Below are 17,454 nucleotides of genomic sequence, written 5' to 3'. Positions count from 1 at the left end.
TCAACGCTTTGAAAAAAGGAACGTTTCATGACGATCAAGAAAATGACCGAGCTGGACCTGGCGGGCAAGCGGGTTCTGATTCGTGAAGACCTGAACGTCCCGGTCAAGGACGGCAAGGTGACCAGCGACGCTCGCATCCGCGCTTCCCTGCCGACCATCAAGGCCGCCCGCGACGCCGGCGCCAGGGTCCTGCTGATGTCCCACCTGGGGCGTCCCGAAGAAGGCGTCTACGATGAGGCGTCCTCCATGAAGCCGGTCGCCGCGCACCTGGGCGAACTGCTGGGCCAGCCGGTACGTCTGGTCGAGGATTACCTGGACGGCGTCGACGTGGCCGAGGGTGAAGTGGTCCTGTGCGAGAACGTCCGCTTCAACAAGGGTGAGAAGAAAGACGACGAAGCCCTGTCCAAACGCTACGCCGCCCTGTGCGACGTGTACGTGATGGACGCCTTTGGCACCGCCCACCGCGCCCAGGCCTCCACCCATGGCGTGGCGAAATTCGCGCCGGAAGCCTGCGCCGGCCCGCTGCTGGCGGCGGAGCTGGAAGCCCTGAGCCAGGCGCTGGACAACCCGGCCAAGCCGGTGGTGGCCATCGTCGGCGGTTCCAAGGTGTCCACCAAACTGGACGTCCTCAACGCGCTGGAAAAGGTCTGCGACCAGATCATCGTGGGCGGTGGTATTGCCAACACCTTCCTGGCGGCGGCCGGTCACCCGGTGGGTAAATCCCTGTGCGAACACGACCTGATCGACACCGCCAAGGCCATCGCCGAGCGGGTTAAGATCCCGCTGCCGGAGGACGTGGTCGTTGCCGGCGAGTTCGCCGAGGACGCGGAAGCCACCACCAAGGCGATTGCCGACGTGGGCGAGGGCGACATGATCCTCGACGTCGGCCCGAAAACTGCAGCGCACTTCGGTGAACTGCTGAAGTCCGCCAAGACCATTCTGTGGAACGGTCCGGTGGGCGTTTTCGAATTCGACCAGTTTGGCGGCGGTACCCGCGCCCTGGCCGATGCCATCGCCGAGAGCGACGCTTTCTCGCTGGCCGGCGGCGGTGACACCGTGGCGGCCGTCGACAAATACGGCGTAAGCGATAAAATTTCCTATATATCGACGGGCGGTGGCGCCTTCCTCGAATTCGTGGAAGGCAAGACCCTGCCCGCCGTCGCGGTGTTGGAAGAGCGCGGCGCTTAATAGGGAGCCCCTGGACGGGTCTTGAATACCTTCTGGCGCGAAGCGCCCCTGCGGGCCAAGCCTGAAGACAACAGATGCGGCGTTGCGGCTTTTGCCAAGGGCTATCCGCATGCGGCCCAGGCCATTGCCGGCAAGCCGCGCCTTGCATCTGATGCCCTCAGGCTCGGCAGAAGATATTCAAGACCCGCCCAGCGACTCCATGAATTCCGAACTGAATTATCCAAGGAGACTATCCGATGGCTCTTATTTCAATGCGCCAGCTGCTGGACCACGCCGCCGAGCATGGTTACGGCGTTCCCGCGTTCAACGTCAACAACCTGGAGCAGATGCGCGCCATTATGGAAGCGGCGGACAAGACCGACTCCCCGGTCATCGTCCAGGCCTCTGCCGGTGCACGTAAGTACGCCGGTGCACCGTTCCTGCGCCACCTGATCCTGGCGGCGGTCGAGGAATTCCCGCACATTCCGGTGGTCATGCACCAGGACCACGGCACCAGCCCGGCCGTATGCCAGCGCTCCATCCAGTTGGGTTTCAGCTCCGTGATGATGGACGGTTCCCTGGGTGAAGACGGCAAAACGCCGACCGATTATGAGTACAACGTCGACGTCACCCGTCGCACCGTGGAAATGGCGCATGCCTGCGGCGTGTCCGTAGAAGGCGAACTGGGCTGTCTGGGCTCCCTGGAAACCGGCCAGGCCGGTGAGGAAGACGGCATCGGCGCGGAAGGCACGCTGGACCACAGCCAGATGCTGACCGATCCGGAAGAAGCCGCCGACTTCGTCAAGAAGACCCACGTGGACGCGTTGGCCATCGCCATCGGCACCAGCCACGGCGCCTACAAGTTCACCCGTCCGCCCACCGGCGACATCCTGGCCATCGACCAGATCAAGAAGATCCACGCCCGCATCCCGGACACCCATCTGGTCATGCACGGTTCCAGCTCCGTACCCCAGGACTGGCTGCAGATCATCAACGAATACGGTGGCGAGATCCCGGAAACCTACGGTGTCCCGGTCGAGGAAATCGTTGAAGGCATCAAGCACGGCGTGCGCAAGGTCAACATCGATACCGACCTGCGCCTGGCGTCCACCGGCGCGATCCGTCGCTTCCTGGCGAACAACACCGCCGAGTTCGACCCGCGTAAATACCTGAAGGAATCGGTCAAAGCCATGAGCGAAGTGTGCATGGCCCGTTACGAAGCCTTTGGCACTGCCGGTAACGCCAGCAAGATCAAGCCGATCAACCTGGAGGACATGTTCGGGCGCTATGAGCGCGGCGAACTGGATCCGAAGGTCAACTGATCGCTTGCTGATCATCGTGTGAGCCCCGCCCGTCACCAGACGCGCGGGGCTTTTTTGTGCCTTCGAGCCTTTTCCTTGACCCGCGTCAACGGCGACGACGATGCGGATTATTCCTCATTTCCCACCACTTGTATTACGCTGTTTCGGAACAATTATTGATCAATGAGTCGATAAACGTCGCCCGGTCCGAACGGGCGAGGAGACATCCGGAGGGTGTGCATCCATCATGGAATTCAAGGATTACTACGCGGCATTGGGCGTCAAAGAAGACGCGTCGCCCGACGAGATCAAGAAGGCCTATCGCAAGCTGGCGCGTAAGTATCATCCGGACATCAGCAAGGAAGACGACGCCGAGGATAAGTTCAAGGACGTCGGCGAAGCCTACGAGGTGCTGAAGGATCCAGAGAAGCGTGCCGAGTACGACCAGTTGCGCACTTACGGCGCCGGACGCAGTGGCCATTTCGAGCCGCCGCCCGGCTGGGAGAGCGCCTCACGCTTCGGCGGTGGTGGCTATACCGAGGCGGATGCGGGCCAGTTCAGCGATTTCTTCGAGTCCATTTTCGGCGGTGGCCGTCACGCTGGTTTTGGCGGCTTCCGGCAGAACATGCGCATGCGCGGTGAGGACGTGCACGCCCGCCTCGCGCTGTTCCTGGAGGAGGCCTACAGTGGTTGCGAGAAGCAGGTTCAGTTCGAGGTCAACGAGAGCGATGCCCGCGGCGTGCCGAAACGGCGCACAAAAACCCTCAAGGTCAAGATTCCCGCCGGGATGTCCCAGGGCCAGCACATTCGTCTGAAAGGACAGGGGGCACCCGGGTTTGGCGGCGGCGAAGCCGGCGATCTCTTCATTGAGGTGGATCTGGCACCGCATCCGCTGTTTACCGTGGACGGTCGGGATGTGGTCATGACGTTGCCAGTCGCCCCCTGGGAAGCGGCGCTCGGGGCGGAGGTTACCGTGCCCACGCTGGGCAGCCGGCTCAAGGTCAAGGTGCCCAGGGGCGCCACCGGCGGCCAGAAGCTGCGACTGAAGGGCAAGGGCCTGCCCGGCAAAAAACCGGGGGATCAGATCGTGGTGCTGCAGATCGCGCTGCCGCGCAAACACGACGGTGACAGCGAAGCCCTGTACCGCAAACTGGCCGAGGCGGAGAAGGGATTCAATCCCCGCGCCCATCTGAACGTGTAACGGAGTGCGACGTGAAGACGGAAATCAGCTACCAGGTGGAAGTGCTCGACCAGCGCACCCGTTTCAGCCTGCGGGAGATCTGCGAACGCGGCGACGTGCCTGCCGAGTTCGTGATCAAACTGGTCAATCATGGCGTGATCACGCCAGTGGAAGACGGCCCGGTCAGCGGCTGGAGCTTCGATGCCGTGGCGCTGACCCGCCTGCGCAAGGCCCAGCGCCTACAGCGTGATCTCAAGATCAACGTGCCGGGGCTGGCCATGTCGCTGGAACTGCTCGACGAGATGACCGAGCTGCGCCGGGAGGTGGAGCGGCTCCACCAGCAACTGCGTCAGTTCATGGAAGACTGAACGATCGGCACGGTGGGGATGTTCAGCCGCTAAAACAGCGCTCCTGAAGGCTGGCCATTGCGGCCCGGTATTCGTCGGCAAGGCGGCCCACCAGGTCGTCCACCGATACCACATCCCGAATTGCGCTGACGCCCTGGCCGGCGGACCAGACAGTCTTCCAGGCCTTGGCTTCGTCGTCGATGGGTTTGAGTTTTTCGCCGTAGTCGATGGCGCCGGGCTGGTTGAGCCTGTCCATCGGGTAGCCCGCCGCTTCCAGGCTCTGGCGCATGAAGTTGGCGGGAATGCCGGACACGGCGGGGGTGTGAATGATGTCGCCCGAGACGGCTTCGATGATCATCGTCTGATAGGCGCTGTCCGCCAGGGATTCCCGGGTGTTGATAAAGCGCGTTCCCATGTAGCCCAGGTCCGCTCCCATGGCCTGGGCGGCCAGCAGATCCTCACCGTTCGACAGGCAACCGGCCAGGATGATGGCGCCGTCGAACACTTCCCGGATTTCTTTGACCAACACCATCGGGCTGGTCGTACCCGCATGGCCGCCAGCGCCCGCCGCCACGGCAATGATGCCATCCACACCGGCTTCGGCGGCTTTGCGGGCGTGTTTCTGGTTGGTCACGTCGTGGAACACCAGGCCACCATAACCGTGAACGGTCTCCACCACATGGCTGGCCGCGCCCAGCGAGGTGATGACGATGGGCACCCGATATTTTTCGCACAGGGCCAGATCCGCCTGCCAGCGCGGGTTGGTCGGGTGCACGATCAGGTTGACGGCATAGGGGGCGACCGGGCTGTCGGGCGCCGCCTCTTCCAATGCAGTCAGGCCGGCCGCCATGGTCTGCAGCCAGGCCTCGAAGCCCTCACTGGTGCGTTGATTGAGCGCCGGGAAACTCCCCACGATCCCCTTGCGGCAGCAGGCCAGGGCCAGCTCCGGGCCGGAGATCAGGAACATCGGGGCGGCGATCAGCGGGAGAGTGAGACGATCCCGCAAGGCGTGGGGAATGGGCATGAGGACTCCTTGGTTGTTGTGTTTCTTTTCCGGGCTGAATCATTGACCTCCAAAATTAACCGAGACCGCTTCGAACGTCTATTGCAGGCGCCCCGGGCTGGTGTAAGCTGCTCTGCGACAACGAATCACAAGACAGCCAAGCTATGAACAGGGAGTGATCGATATGGGCGAAGCCAAACGCCGACAGCATCGGGGCGGTTCCTCCGCGAAACTGGAGCGCATGCGCCGGCGGGTCCTGCTGGCGGGCGTGGCCGTGTTGGTGGCGACTTTCCTGGTCGCGGTGTTGTGGTGGGTTATCCAGCCGCCGCAGCCGACGTCGGATGCCCTGCCGGATGTTGCTGAAGGTGCGGACCCGTTCCCTGCCAACTTTGACAGCGTCGGTGTGTCCATCGGTGATCCCGATGCGCCGATCGTGGTGCGTGAGTTTGCTGACTACCAGTGCCCGGCCTGCGCCCGGTTCGCGCCTGCCTCCGAGAAGCTGCGTGAGACTTACGTGAAGGACGGCCAGGTGCGGCTGGTGTTCTTCGACCTGCCCCTGCGTCAACACGCCAATGCCCGCCCGGCGGCGCTGGCCGCACGCTGCGCCGCGGACCAGTCTGCCTTCTGGGGCATTCAGGATAGGCTTTACGAAAACCAGTCCGAGTGGTCCGGCCAGAGCGACCCGGTTCCCACCTTTGCCCGCTACGCCGACGAACTGGGCCTGGACAGCCGCCGTCTGGAACGCTGCATCCGCACCGAACTGCACGGTGATGTCATTGCCCAGAGCGTAGGCGTGTCCCAGCAGCTGCAAGTTGCCAGCACACCGACGGTCTACGTCGACAACATCCGCCTGACTCGCCCCGGTTGGAGCCAAATGGATGCCGTGATCCAGCGTGAGCTGGCGGAGCAGCAATAACCTTTCCTCCCGGGGTCAGATTTCTCTGGGCCCGGTTTCTTCGCTTTTTCACATTCTTTTTCCGTAGCGAGTGGAGGGTTTCTTTACAGACCTTTACCATACAGCGCTGTTTTTCATGAAGCGCACGGAGCTGCGTGAAGTGCAAAACATGGATCTAAAGAACTCGAAAAAAACAGGGAATACTCATGAAAAAGCGCGTTGTTGCTGTGCTGCTGTCCGGCCTGGTTGCAGGTCCGGTCATGGCCGATGATTTCAAATCCCAGGCGTACGTGGGGCTGAACTATCTGGCCGGCCAGTATGAAGAAGATCAGATTTCCGAGGATTTCGATGCCGATGTCCTCTTTGCCCAACTCGGGGTACAGCTTAATCCATACCTGGCAGGGGAATTACGTGCCGGCACAGGCCTGTCCGATGATTCCGCCACAGTGAGTGGCGTCGATCTGGGGTTGGAAATCAACAGCCTGTTTGGCGCCTACCTGAAAGCCGGGCTGCCCACTGAAACGATCCTCTATCCCTATGTGGTTGCCGGCGTCACCCGTATTGACGCTGAGGCAACGGCTTCTTTCGGAGGTCTCTCGGCTTCCGAGTCCGATTCGGACAGCAGCTTTTCCTACGGCGTTGGCCTCAACATCGAACTGACCGACCAGTTCGTGCTCAATGCAGAGGCCATGCAGTATTACGACAAGGACGATGCTGAGCTTGCCGGCATCTCCGTGGGCGGTCAGTTCCGTTTCTGACGGCGACCGACAAGACACCGGTCCCCGGATCGGTGTCTTCCGCAGATCCCTTCCTTTTGTCACCCGCCATTGGTTAAAATCCGCTCGTCCTGAGAAGCCGTTGCCTCGCGAGGGCTTCTTGTTTTGACCATGCTCCGGATTTACGGTCCGGCCCGCAGGAGAAAACCATGAAAGATGTCGTTGTCTGTGCGCTGTACAAGTTCACCGCACTGGAAGATTATGAGCGTCTGCGTGACCCGCTGCTGGCGCTGCTGAATGAATACGAAGTCCGCGGCACCCTGCTGCTGGCGCACGAGGGCATCAACGGCACCATCGCCGGTTCCCGCGACGGGGTTGATGCGGTCAAGGCGTGGCTGGCCGATGACAGCCGCTTCGACGGCATCGACTACAAGGAATCCTACGTCGATATACAGCCCTTCAAACGCACCAAGGTGAAGCTCAAGAAAGAGATCGTCACCATGGGGGTGGAAGACATCGATCCGCGCCGCACCGTGGGCACTTACGTCGATGCCAAGGCCTGGAACGATCTGATTTCCGACCCGGAGGTGCTGCTGATCGACACCCGCAACCAGTACGAAGTGGACGTCGGGACCTTCCAGAACGCGGTCAACCCGGCCACGGATACCTTCCGGGAATTCCCTGAGTACGTCGCTGAGCACCTGGACCCGTCCAAACACCGCAAGGTGGCCATGTTCTGCACCGGCGGCATCCGCTGTGAAAAGTCCACAGCTTTCCTCAAGGAGCAGGGCTTCGACGAGGTCTACCACCTCAAGGGCGGCATCCTCAAATACCTGGAGGATGTACCCGAGGAAGAGAGCCTGTGGCAGGGCGAGTGCTTTGTGTTCGACGACCGGGTCACCGTCAACCACAACCTGGAGCGCGGCGGTTACGACCAGTGCCACGCCTGCCGCCGGCCAATCACGGAAGCCGACAAGCAGCGCCCCGAATACGAGCGGGGTGTGAGCTGTCACCAGTGCATGGACCAACTGACCCCGGAACAGCGCGCCCGGTTTGCCGAGCGTGAAAAGCAGATTCGCCTGGCTCGTGAGCGTGGCGAATCGCATGTGGGCGGTGAGGCGGCGGCTGTGATCGCCGAGCGTAAGGCGGCCAAGAAGCAGGCTCGCGCCGAACAGGCCCGGCAAAGCCAGCAGGGCGAGGCCAAGGCTTAAGGGGCCGGCACGATCTTGATCCCGGCAACGCCATGATCTGGGTAAAGCCGGTGGTGATCTGACTTCTCTGACGCCCTGTACGTTCTATCGACTTTTCAGCCAAGCCATTTTTCGTGTTTGATAGGCACGCTTGGTGCATAGGCCAAATGAGTAAAGAACGACGCAGGGAGTCGGCATGCGAACGTACAGACAGATTCTTTGGGGCGGCCTGCTGGTCGCTTCGTCCCCTTTTGCCCTGGCCCAGGACGACGATAGCAAGAACTGGACCGGTGAGGGTGAGCTGGGTGTGCTCGTCACCGAGGGCAACAGTGATTCCACGAACATCAATGCGCGCCTCGCTCTGAAGCACGAGGTGGAAAAGTGGCGCAACACCGCCGAGTTCCGTTCCGTTTTTGCCGAGTCGGAGGATGATGAAACCGGCGAGGATGAAACGACCTCCGAGAAGTACAACGCCCAGGCGGAAACCAACTACAAGTTCGACGAGCGCCAGTTCTGGTTCCTGCGCGGCGCCTACGAGGATGACCGGTTCTCGGGCTATGACTTCCAGTCATCGACCAGTACCGGTTACGGTAACCGTGTCTGGCAATCCGGTGAACGCTCCTACCTGGAGCTCAAGGCGGGTGCCGGTTATCGCTACAACAAGCTGGAGGAACCGGGTGATGACGGCGACGATGTCGAGAAAGGTACCCTGCTGCGCTTCGCCGGAACCTTCAACTATGGCCTGTCCGACAATGCCCTGTTCATTCAGGAGCTGAGCACAGAAGTGGGCCTGCAGGACGGCAAAACCATTACCGAATCCTTCACCGGCCTGCAGTCCAATGTGGTGGGCGATGTCTCCATGAAACTGGGCTACCGGGTCAAGCACGAATCCGAAGTGCCCGAGGGCACAGAGAAGACCGATACCGAGATCTCCCTGGCCCTGCTCTACGGCTTCTGACTCGGATTCTGATTCGATGGCGCCCGCCCGGGTGGCTTAAATACGGTTGCGCAGGCCCAGATCTTCCGGGTAGGGAGCCATGTACTCCTGCTGTTCCAGGTACGACACTGGCCGGCGGCGCTGGGCCATGCGCAGCAGCGACATGGGCACCACCAAGGGCACTTCCTCGCGCTGGTAGGCGGCAATCTGTTCGCAGATGACGGCCCGGTCGCTGTCGGACAGGGCGTCCCGCAGGAAACCCATCATGTGCTGCATCACGTTGGCATGGGCGCCGCGGCGGATATGGACCTTCATGATCTCCATGAAACGCCCGATGTAGCGTTCTGCCACGGTCTCCAGGGGCTCGTCCTTCTGGTTGGCAATCAGCCGCCCCAGCTCGCGATAGCCGGGCTCGTCGTGGGCCATGAGCTGGAACTTGTGGCGGGTGTGAAAGGCCACCAGTCCGGCACGGGTGAGGCCGTTTTCGTTGAGGCGCATCCAGTCGTCGTAGGCATAGACGCGCTCGATGAAATTCTCCCGCAGGTGGCTGTCATTGAGTCGGCCCTCTTCCTCTACCGGCAGCAGGGGGTAGGCCCGCATCAGGGCGTCGGCAAACAGCCCGCGACCGTCCCGGTGGATCGTGCGGCCCTTCTCGTTGTGGACCTTGATCCGTTCCATGCCGCAACTCGGGGACTTGGCCATCAGGATATAGCCCCGCAAGTGTTCCAGCCCCGGCAGCGCGCCGTCGATCCAGTGCGTCATCTCATCGGTATAGTCCCGCTCCCCCTTCGATTCCATCAGACGGACGGCCTCGCCCTGCTGGCGTAGCTGGATGGCCGGTCGCGGTACGCCGAAGCCGGCTTCCAGCTCCGGACAGACCGGGTGGTAGTCGAAGTAGCGCGCAAGCTGGCCGGTGCAGAAACGGGAGTGTTTGTGCCCGCCGTCGTGGCGGACGTTCTTGCCGAGCAGGCAGGTGCTGATGCCGACGGGAATCTTGGCCATGGGAAACGGAACCTCGTCTTCGCTGGATCGTCTCCGTGCATACGCGGCGGCCGCGCTATCCGATCAGGCGGTTGCCGTTATTCTTCCCGGCGCTTGTGGTAATCGGCCAGCACGGTGGCGTAGATGTTCTCCACGTCCCTGGCGAAATGGTCGATGGAGAAATCCCGGGCGAAGGCCAGGGCGTTGTCCGCCAGTTCGCGGTGCAGGGCCTCGTCGTCCATGATGCGTTGCACCGCCTGGCGCCAGCGTTCCAGGTTCTTGGGCGTCTTGAAGCCGTTATGGCCTTCGCGCACCACGTCGTCGATGCCACTGGAGCGTACCGCCACCACCGGCAGACCCGCGGCCATGGCCTCCAGGATGACCATGCCCTGGGTTTCGGATACCGAAGCGAACAGGAACGTATCGCCGGCTTTGTAGTAGGTGGCCATGTCGTCGGGCGGGACCGCACCGATCAGCATAAACACATCGGTCAGGCCCAGGTCGTCGATTTTTCCCTGCAAGCGCTCGCGCTCGTGACCGTCACCGATCATCAGGAAGCGGAAGGGGCGGTCGGTCTGCTCCCTGAGCCCGGCGATGGCCTCGATCATGAAATCGATGTTCTTTTCTGTGGATAGCCGCGACACGCTGACGAACACGTGCTCGTCGTCGCGGATGCCCAGTTTTTCCCGCAGGGCCGCCACGTCGGCGTCGGAGACCGACTGGAAGCGGTCGAACTCGATGCCGGTGGGCTGCACGAAGGCCAGGGATTTCACCCCGATCATGCGCAGGTATTCCTCCGCCGAGTAGGTGGGCACGATCACGCCGTCGCACTTGTTGGCGAAATGCTTGATCAGCGCGTGGGAGATCAGGTTGCGGAAGATCAGGCCCGGTAGCGGCACGAAGTGGGCATAGTGCTCCAGCCGCGTGTGGTAGGTGTAGACCGCCGGCACCTTCAGCCGGCGCGCCATCCACAGCCCCAGGGAACCCAGCCAGAAAGGGTGATGGACGTGGATAATGTCCGGCTTGAAGGTGCGGATGGCCTGCCGGATGCGGGGCAGGAAAATATTGGCGATGCGGAACTCCCGCTGGGCGCCCAGGCTCACCAGGGACGGCACTCGCACCACGTGGGGTTCGTGGTTGGCCTGGTCGCGGTAGCGCGGGGCGACGATGCGGACCTGGTGAGCAAGCGCCTCCAGCCCCTGGCGCAGCCGTTCGATTGACAGCGGCACCCCGCCGATAAAGGGCAGGTAGTTGTTGGTGAACATGGCCACCCGCAGTTGCTTTTCCCGCCAGGGGGTGGGGTCTAGGTCGAAGTCCGGGTAATAGTCCCGGTCGACGAAAATCAGCGAGTAGAGCTTGATGGCGACCAGCCCCAGAATCCCCAGGATCAGGATGAAGTTGACGTAGCCCACGTAGAACAGCGAGTGGATAAAGAACCAGAAGCTTTCCAACTGCTTGAAGACCGGGTGCTGACCGATGTTGAGCCGTTCCAGCGTGGTGCTGACGCCGTCCTTGTCCACGTCCACGCGGACGAAGTGATAGAAGCTGGTGTCGTTGTTCAGCACCAGTCCGCCGGCACCGCCGGTGACGATGTAGCGTGTGCCATGCGCCTGCTGTTCGGCATAGAACGGCAGGTTGGCGGAAAAAACCGCGTCCACGTTGTACTGCTGGAACAGGTCGATCAGGCCATCGCGGAATCTGGGGTTCTGCAGGTACTCGTCCTCATCGTCGAACAGGGTGTCCTGATCCACGTGCCTGAGCGGCTCGCCGATGAACACGAAACGATGCTGGCTTTCGTCCTGGCGCATCAGGTCCGAAAGCCAGCGCAGCTGCCAGCGATAGGGCGTCTTGCCGGTGGCGTCGAGGAACACGAACAGGCTGTCGCCGGTGCGGAACGAGTAGAAGTAGGGGCCGTAGTGCTCGTAGAAGCGGAAGCTGCCGAAGTTGCTGAATTCGTTGTCGCCGAACGTCAGCAGATAGGGCACCTGCAGTTGGCTCATGGTCCGGTACAGGGCCCGGTATTTGTCCTCGCCGCCGCTGCTGACCGCGTTGCCCGCGGAAATCACGAAGTTTACGTCGGCGCCATTGAGCATCGGGATGATCTTGCGCTCGAACACCCCCACCGAATTATTGATGTTGCCGACCACGGCGAAACTGTATTGGTCGCTGTCGTCGAGGGCCTGATGAATGCGATCGATCTGTTCGGTGTGCACCGCTTCGTAATCCGGCTCGAAGAAATCCAGATAGATCTTGTAGCCGATCAGCAGGAGGACGATCAGCAAACACAGGTAGAACAGTGCCTTGAGCGGTTTACGTCGGATCATCGCCGGTCCTTGCGACTTGCCGGGCCAGGGCCTCGCGTCTCTGTCGGCGGTCGCCGGACAGTTCCACCTGGGTCATCACCAGGCCCACGATCATGCCGAGGTAGATGGTGAGGAAGCGCCAGGCGACCGTGACCAGTACCAGATGCCCCGGGCCGAGAATCGGGCTGAAGAAGGTGCCGAACACCCCTTCGGAAATCCCCGAAGCCCCCGGCGTGGGCGCGAAGTACATGACGAAGGTGGTCACGAACAGCAGGCCCAGCACCATCAGGTAATCCACATCGTAACCCAGCGCCTGCATCAGCAGGGCGGGGAAGCTGAACAGTGAAACCAGGAACAACAGGGTGAACAGGATCGACAGAGCGATGTAGCGCCGGGGGCCGCGCCGATAGACGGTGAAGGCGCGGGAAAAGCGGGTCATCTCCCGCTTCATGCGGAACTGCCAGCGTTTGTGGCGCGCCGGACCGATCAGGCGGGCCCGGCGAACCGCCTGCAACAGCCCCGTCAGCAGCATGATCAGCCAGTGGGTACGCCACAGCACCACCGCAAAGAAGCCCAGGTAGAGCACGATGAACACCGCCAGCAGCTCGGCAATGCGGCCGATGATGGCGCGCCCCTGCAGGGCATCCATCCAGATCAGGCAGGCGGGAGTGACAGTAAAGATAAACGCCACCGCCAGCACGGTGCGCAGGGTGGTTGCGGCCGTGGCCGTCCCCAGCCGCACACCGTGGCGTCGCAGGTACCAGATCTGTGCCACCCCACCGCCGGTGGCCATGGGCGTGACGTTGGAGAAGAAAATGTTGATGAACACCAGCCGGAACATATCCCGGAACGGCACGCGATGCCCCAGTGCCCGCAGCGTGTAATACAGCCGCAGGCCGTCGGACAGGAAGTAGATCAGCAGCAGGACCACGGCGCCGGCGAGGAAACCGGGATGCAGCAAACGGTCGTCGAAACTGAAATTGCGCTCGGCGAACTGGGAATAAATGGTCCAGGTGCCGGCGGCGCTCAGCAGCAGGAACAGGAGGGAAAACAGGACCAGGCGTCGTCCGGGCGTTGCCGAGGTGTGTTCGTTAGACGATTGCTGACCGGCCATGTGGGCTCTCTTGATGGGTGCTGCGGCAGTGTACTGCGATCCTGGGGGGCGCTGGCAAGACCTGCCGTGGTCGTTTATAGGGTCGCTCTGGCCAATCGTTGGCTGCCCTTTGAGTCGGCGCAGGCGGCGGACTGGCGTCGATGGTGCATTGCCGGTGCCCGCGTGTGCCGCGCTATCGTCGATGCCGGCCCAACAATCAGCAGGTTACGGAACTGTCAGACAAGGTGGCGCTCCCCTTGCATAGGTCGCTAAGGGAGCGGTGGGGAACCACCGCGGGATCTGCGGATCATCAATGGATGCGACGACGTACTTCCTGGGCGTCAAACAGGGGGAAAGCCCATGACAAGGCTGGTTATCTTTACCGACCTGGACGGCACCTTACTCGATCACTACTCCTACTCGGCCGAGCCGGCGCGTCAGGCATGGGAAGCCGCCCGCGCCGGCGGCGTGCCCTGTATTTTCAATACCAGCAAGACCCGCGCTGAAGTGGAGCAGCTGCAGCAGAAACTCGGCATCGACGGCCCCTACATCGTCGAGAATGGCGCATCGGTGTGGTTTCCCGGCGACACCGATCTGCCGTTACCGCCGGATGTCCAGTCCGCGGGGGACAGTTACTGCAAGCTGCTGTCCGTGCCGCGCGGGGAAATTCTCGACGTACTCAAGCCGTTACGCCATGAATTCAGTTTCCGGTCGCTGTCCGACATGAGCGTGGCGGAGCTGATGGAGCGCACGGGTTTGGAGCGTCAGCAGGCGGTACTGGCCGCCAACCGTGAATTCAGTGAACCACTGGTGTGGCAGGATAGCGAGGATGCACTAAAAGAGTGCGAAAAGAGGCTGGCCCGGCACAACCTGCACCTGGTGCGCGGCGGTCGTTTTCATCACGTGATCGGCGCCTGTGACAAGGGCCAGGCCATGAGCTGGTTGCTGGCGGTCTACCAGAAGGCCTTCGGGGACGCCATCACGTCCGTGGCGCTGGGGGACAGCGATAATGATGTAGACATGTTGTCCGCCGCGGATATCCCGGTTGTGGTGCGCTCGCCGGCCCATGCACCACCGGCGATCCCGAATCGGCCCGAAGTGTGCATTACCTCTTCCTGTGGCCCCGAAGGCTGGTCGGAAGCGGTGACTTCCATACTGGTCCGGGAGGGGATAACGGCGCCTCAATAACAAACCGGCAGGCGCCCCGGCAGAGAGGAACCAAGCAATGGGTGATTTTTATCAGAACGGCATTGTGACAACCCTGCACAACCTGTCACGTCGCCCACTGGAAGAGCTGGAAGCAGAGCTGGTCACGTTCTCGAAAACGCGGCCGATGGCCCTGATCCTGCCCTGTCTCTACTCGGAACTGGAAACCGAGGCGATGCCCCGGATCCTGGAGCACCTCAAGCAGGTGCCCTATCTGAGCGAAATCGTCATCGGCCTGGACCGGGCCAACGAGGAGCAGTACCACCACGCCCTGACGTTCTTCTCGCAACTGCCTCAGCGCCACCGTGTGCTGTGGAACGACGGCCCGCGGCTGCGCCAAATCGACAAGGAACTCAAGGGCGAGGAACTGGCGCCCACCGAGCCGGGCAAGGGGCGCAACGTCTGGTTCTGCATGGGCTACGTACTGGCCTCCGGTCGTGCTGAATCCATCGCCCTGCACGACTGCGACATCGTCACCTACGATCGGGAGATGCTGGCCCGGCTGATCTATCCGGTCGCCAACCCCAATTTCAACTACGAATTCTGCAAGGGCTTCTACGCCCGGGTCGCCAACCAGAAACTCAACGGCCGGGTCAGCCGGCTGCTGGTGACTCCATTGCTGCGGGCGCTCAAGAAAACCCTGGGCAACCTGGACTACCTGGATTACCTGGACAGCTACCGCTACCCGTTGTCCGGCGAGTTTTCCTTCCGCAAGGACGTGATGACCGACATCCGCATTCCCAGCGACTGGGGTCTGGAAATCGGCGTGCTCAGTGAAATGAAGCGCAACTACAGCACCAACCGGCTGTGCCAGGTGGACATCGCCGACTGCTACGACCACAAGCACCAGAACCTGTCCCCGGATGACGACAGCGGCGGGCTGTCCAAGATGTCCATCGACATCGCCAAGGCCATCTTCCGCAAGCTGGCCACCAACGGCATCGTCTTCAACCAGGAGTCCTTCCGCACCATCAAGGCGACCTACTTCCGCATCGCCCTGGATTTCGTCGAGACTTACCGCAACGACGCCGAGATCAACGGCCTCAAGTTCGACGTCCACCAGGAAGAGCAGGCGGTGGAGCTGTTTGCCCGCAACATCATGAAGGCCGGGATCTACTTCCTGGAGAACCCCATGGAGGCACCGTTCATCTCCTGCTGGAACCGGGTGGCCAGCGCCTTCCCGGGCGTGATGCAGCAACTGCACGACGCGGTCGAGCAGGACCTGGAAGAGCACGTGCCCAAGAGCGTCGCCAAGCGCGGCTGATTTCACTCACCGATGCGTGCAGAAGGATGGATCGCATGACCGAGCCCGAGGCCCTACCGTCACTGGAGCTGCGTGTGAAGGCGCATCTGCAGTGCCTCTATCCCCACGAAGACATCGACGCACTGGCGGCGCGCTGCCTGGAAACGTTCGGGGTGACGCCGGACGCGCCGACGCCGGGGCCCCATCGCAACAACTGGGGGCCGGGCAGCGCCATGCTGATCACCTACGGCGACTCGGTGCGCCGGGACGGCGAGGAACCGCTGCATACGCTGACCGGGTTCTGCAAGGCGCACTTCAGCGGCATGATCTCCACCGTCCACGTGCTGCCGTTCTTCCCCTACAGTTCGGACGATGGCTTCGCGGTGATGGACTACACCACCGTCAACCCGTCCCTGGGGGACTGGGACGACCTGACCGAGCTGTCCCGGCACTTCCAGGTGATGACGGATCTGGTGATCAACCACTGTTCGAGCCGCAGCCTCTGGTTCGAGAACTACAAGGCGGGCAAGGCCCCGGGGCATCGCTATTTCATCGAGATGTCGCCGGACGAGGATCTGTCCGGCGTGGTGCGTCCGCGGACGTCGCCGTTGCTGCGGGCGGTGGAAACGGTGGAGGGCGAGAAGCACGTCTGGTGCACCTTCAGTCACGACCAGGTGGATCTGGATTTCTCCAACCCGGACGTGCTGCTGGAGTTTCTGGGCATCATCAAGCTGTACATGGATCGCGGCATGCGCTGGTTCCGGCTCGACGCCGTGGCGTTTCTCTGGAAGATCCTGGGTACGCCCTGCATCAACCTGCCGGAGACCCACGAGGTGATCCGCCTGATCCGGCTGATGATCGAGCACCGCGATCCGGAGGCGGTGATCATCACCGAAACCAACATCCCCAACCAGGAGAACCTGACCTACTTCGGCAACGCCAACGAAGCCCACATGATCTACAACTTCTCGTTGCCGCCGCTGCTGCTGCACGCCATGCTCAGCGGTAACGCCCAGCACCTCAAGCACTGGCTGATGACCATGCCGCCGGCGCAGCAGGGTACCGCCTACCTGAATTTCATCGCGTCCCACGACGGCATTGGCCTGCGGCCGGTCGAGGGCCTGCTGAGTGACGACGAGATCGATCGCATGATCGAGGCGCTGGTCGATTCCGGCGCGCGCATCACGGCCCGCACCGCGGCCAACGGCGACGTGCGTCCCTACGAGATCAACATCAGCCTGTGGAACGCCATGGCGCGGACGGAGACTTCCGGCGACAACGACGGCCTGCAATTCCACCGGTTCATTTGTGCCCACGCGGTGATGATGGCGCTGGAAGGGGTGCCGGCGTTCTACATCCACAGTCTGCTGGCCACGGAGAACGACGAAGCGCGGGTCGAGCACACCGGCCAGAACCGGTCCATCAACCGCCACGTGTGGGACGCCGATCAACTGGACGATCTGCTGGAAGGCGCCACGCACCACCGCTCGGTGTTCAGTGCCCTGCGCCGGCTGCTGGCGATCCGCACGCGGCAGGCCGCCTTCCACCCCAACGCCACCCAGTACACCCTGCATCTGGGAGACGGTCTGTTCGCCTTCTGGCGCCAGAGCATCGACCGCCGCCAGAGCATCTTCGCCATCCACAACATCAGCGGTGAAGAGCAGGTGTTCAACCTGTCGGAGCTGAACCTGATCGTCACCGATCAGTGGATGGACCTGGTCAGCGGACGGCCGTTCGAGGACCGCATGAAGCCGGTGACCCTGGAGCCCTATCAATTCATCTGGCTGACCAATCGCTGGTGAGATGACGCTTGCACCGGTGGCGAAGCGATAGCGGATGTAGCCGAAGATTTATCTTCGGAGCAGACCGGCGGTCTGCCGGCCGACTGCGGT

At 62.1% G+C, this 17,454-nt stretch carries 15 protein-coding genes; 11 read left to right on the top strand and 4 right to left on the bottom strand.

The window, feature by feature from the left end:
• The first annotated feature begins 27 nt into the window (after window positions 1-27).
• From GQB00_RS08225 to GQB00_RS08210, 4 genes are all read left to right on the top strand, one after another.
• Window positions 28-1,188 carry a phosphoglycerate kinase gene (locus tag GQB00_RS08225; RefSeq protein ID WP_165855874.1) on the top strand — a complete coding sequence of 387 codons (1,161 nt, stop codon included), beginning with the start codon at window positions 28-30 and terminating at the stop codon, window positions 1,186-1,188.
• Between the two features lie 236 nt (window positions 1,189-1,424).
• Complete coding sequence (gene fba / locus GQB00_RS08220; RefSeq protein WP_165855873.1) at window positions 1,425-2,489, top strand: class II fructose-bisphosphate aldolase; 1,065 nt, start codon at window positions 1,425-1,427, stop codon at window positions 2,487-2,489.
• Window positions 2,490-2,715: 226 nt separating this feature from the next.
• Window positions 2,716-3,669, top strand: coding sequence for a DnaJ C-terminal domain-containing protein (locus tag GQB00_RS08215; protein WP_165855872.1), 954 nt, complete (start codon window positions 2,716-2,718; stop codon window positions 3,667-3,669).
• Window positions 3,670-3,680: 11 nt separating this feature from the next.
• Window positions 3,681-4,016 carry a chaperone modulator CbpM gene (locus tag GQB00_RS08210; protein WP_228160509.1) on the top strand — a complete coding sequence of 112 codons (336 nt, stop codon included), beginning with the start codon at window positions 3,681-3,683 and terminating at the stop codon, window positions 4,014-4,016.
• 22 nt (window positions 4,017-4,038) lie between these two features.
• Here GQB00_RS08210 and GQB00_RS08205 read toward each other — a convergent pair whose 3' ends face one another.
• On the bottom strand, window positions 4,039-5,019 hold the full coding sequence (locus GQB00_RS08205) for an NAD(P)H-dependent flavin oxidoreductase (protein WP_165855871.1): 981 nt from the start codon (window positions 5,017-5,019) through the stop codon (window positions 4,039-4,041).
• A gap of 163 nt (window positions 5,020-5,182) precedes the next feature.
• Between GQB00_RS08205 and GQB00_RS08200 the strand changes: the two genes are divergently transcribed.
• The 4 genes from GQB00_RS08200 (at window position 5,183) to GQB00_RS08185 (ending at window position 8,757) form a co-directional block, all read left to right on the top strand.
• Window positions 5,183-5,914: a DsbA family protein gene (locus GQB00_RS08200; protein WP_111494756.1), complete on the top strand. Its 732-nt coding sequence runs from the start codon at window positions 5,183-5,185 to the stop codon at window positions 5,912-5,914.
• Between the two features lie 185 nt (window positions 5,915-6,099).
• Complete coding sequence (locus GQB00_RS08195; RefSeq protein ID WP_165855870.1) at window positions 6,100-6,651, top strand: outer membrane beta-barrel protein; 552 nt, start codon at window positions 6,100-6,102, stop codon at window positions 6,649-6,651.
• Between the two features lie 167 nt (window positions 6,652-6,818).
• Window positions 6,819-7,820 carry a rhodanese-related sulfurtransferase gene (locus GQB00_RS08190; protein ID WP_111494759.1) on the top strand — a complete coding sequence of 334 codons (1,002 nt, stop codon included), beginning with the start codon at window positions 6,819-6,821 and terminating at the stop codon, window positions 7,818-7,820.
• A 175-nt stretch (window positions 7,821-7,995) separates the two neighbouring features.
• Window positions 7,996-8,757, top strand: coding sequence for a DUF481 domain-containing protein (locus GQB00_RS08185; RefSeq protein ID WP_165855869.1), 762 nt, complete (start codon window positions 7,996-7,998; stop codon window positions 8,755-8,757).
• A 36-nt stretch (window positions 8,758-8,793) separates the two neighbouring features.
• Here the strand turns inward: GQB00_RS08185 and GQB00_RS08180 are convergent, their stop codons facing one another.
• From GQB00_RS08180 to GQB00_RS08170, 3 genes are all read right to left on the bottom strand, one after another.
• Window positions 8,794-9,738 carry a YbgA family protein gene (locus GQB00_RS08180; protein ID WP_165855868.1) on the bottom strand — a complete coding sequence of 315 codons (945 nt, stop codon included), beginning with the start codon at window positions 9,736-9,738 and terminating at the stop codon, window positions 8,794-8,796.
• Between the two features lie 77 nt (window positions 9,739-9,815).
• Window positions 9,816-12,041: a glycosyltransferase gene (locus GQB00_RS08175; protein WP_165855867.1), complete on the bottom strand. Its 2,226-nt coding sequence runs from the start codon at window positions 12,039-12,041 to the stop codon at window positions 9,816-9,818.
• Window positions 12,028-13,134, bottom strand: a complete 1,107-nt coding sequence (locus GQB00_RS08170) for a lysylphosphatidylglycerol synthase transmembrane domain-containing protein (RefSeq protein WP_165855866.1) — start codon at window positions 13,132-13,134, stop codon at window positions 12,028-12,030. Before GQB00_RS08170 ends, GQB00_RS08175 begins: the two co-directional genes overlap by 14 nt.
• Before the next feature lie 339 nt (window positions 13,135-13,473).
• Between GQB00_RS08170 and GQB00_RS08165 the strand changes: the two genes are divergently transcribed.
• The 3 genes from GQB00_RS08165 to GQB00_RS08155 are packed head-to-tail and all read left to right on the top strand — an operon-like array spanning window position 13,474 to window position 17,364.
• A complete protein-coding gene (locus GQB00_RS08165) occupies window positions 13,474-14,301 on the top strand; it encodes an HAD-IIB family hydrolase (protein ID WP_165855865.1) in 828 nt (275 codons plus the stop codon).
• Window positions 14,302-14,338: 37 nt separating this feature from the next.
• Window positions 14,339-15,583, top strand: coding sequence for a glycosyl transferase (locus tag GQB00_RS08160; protein WP_111494770.1), 1,245 nt, complete (start codon window positions 14,339-14,341; stop codon window positions 15,581-15,583).
• 35 nt (window positions 15,584-15,618) lie between these two features.
• Window positions 15,619-17,364: an alpha-amylase family glycosyl hydrolase gene (locus GQB00_RS08155; protein ID WP_165855864.1), complete on the top strand. Its 1,746-nt coding sequence runs from the start codon at window positions 15,619-15,621 to the stop codon at window positions 17,362-17,364.
• Window positions 17,365-17,454 lie beyond the last annotated feature (90 nt).

The organism is Marinobacter sp. JSM 1782161 (genome assembly GCF_011421605.1).
GTDB classification, from domain to species: Bacteria; Pseudomonadota; Gammaproteobacteria; order Pseudomonadales; family Oleiphilaceae; genus Marinobacter_A; species Marinobacter_A bohaiensis.
The sequence above is the reverse complement of the archived record's forward strand: the minus strand, read 5'-3'. Positions and strand labels throughout refer to the sequence as shown.

Coding starts and splice junctions, on each gene's coding strand:
- GQB00_RS08225 (WP_165855874.1), top strand. CDS start 28: ATGACGATCAAGAAAATGACCGAGCTGGACCTGGCGGGCAAGCGGGTT.
- fba (WP_165855873.1), top strand. CDS start 1,425: ATGGCTCTTATTTCAATGCGCCAGCTGCTGGACCACGCCGCCGAGCAT.
- GQB00_RS08215 (WP_165855872.1), top strand. CDS start 2,716: ATGGAATTCAAGGATTACTACGCGGCATTGGGCGTCAAAGAAGACGCG.
- GQB00_RS08205 (WP_165855871.1), bottom strand. CDS start 5,019: ATGCCCATTCCCCACGCCTTGCGGGATCGTCTCACTCTCCCGCTGATC.
- GQB00_RS08200 (WP_111494756.1), top strand. CDS start 5,183: ATGGGCGAAGCCAAACGCCGACAGCATCGGGGCGGTTCCTCCGCGAAA.
- GQB00_RS08195 (WP_165855870.1), top strand. CDS start 6,100: ATGAAAAAGCGCGTTGTTGCTGTGCTGCTGTCCGGCCTGGTTGCAGGT.
- GQB00_RS08190 (WP_111494759.1), top strand. CDS start 6,819: ATGAAAGATGTCGTTGTCTGTGCGCTGTACAAGTTCACCGCACTGGAA.
- GQB00_RS08185 (WP_165855869.1), top strand. CDS start 7,996: ATGCGAACGTACAGACAGATTCTTTGGGGCGGCCTGCTGGTCGCTTCG.
- GQB00_RS08180 (WP_165855868.1), bottom strand. CDS start 9,738: ATGGCCAAGATTCCCGTCGGCATCAGCACCTGCCTGCTCGGCAAGAAC.
- GQB00_RS08175 (WP_165855867.1), bottom strand. CDS start 12,041: ATGATCCGACGTAAACCGCTCAAGGCACTGTTCTACCTGTGTTTGCTG.
- GQB00_RS08170 (WP_165855866.1), bottom strand. CDS start 13,134: ATGGCCGGTCAGCAATCGTCTAACGAACACACCTCGGCAACGCCCGGA.
- GQB00_RS08165 (WP_165855865.1), top strand. CDS start 13,474: ATGACAAGGCTGGTTATCTTTACCGACCTGGACGGCACCTTACTCGAT.
- GQB00_RS08160 (WP_111494770.1), top strand. CDS start 14,339: ATGGGTGATTTTTATCAGAACGGCATTGTGACAACCCTGCACAACCTG.
- GQB00_RS08155 (WP_165855864.1), top strand. CDS start 15,619: ATGACCGAGCCCGAGGCCCTACCGTCACTGGAGCTGCGTGTGAAGGCG.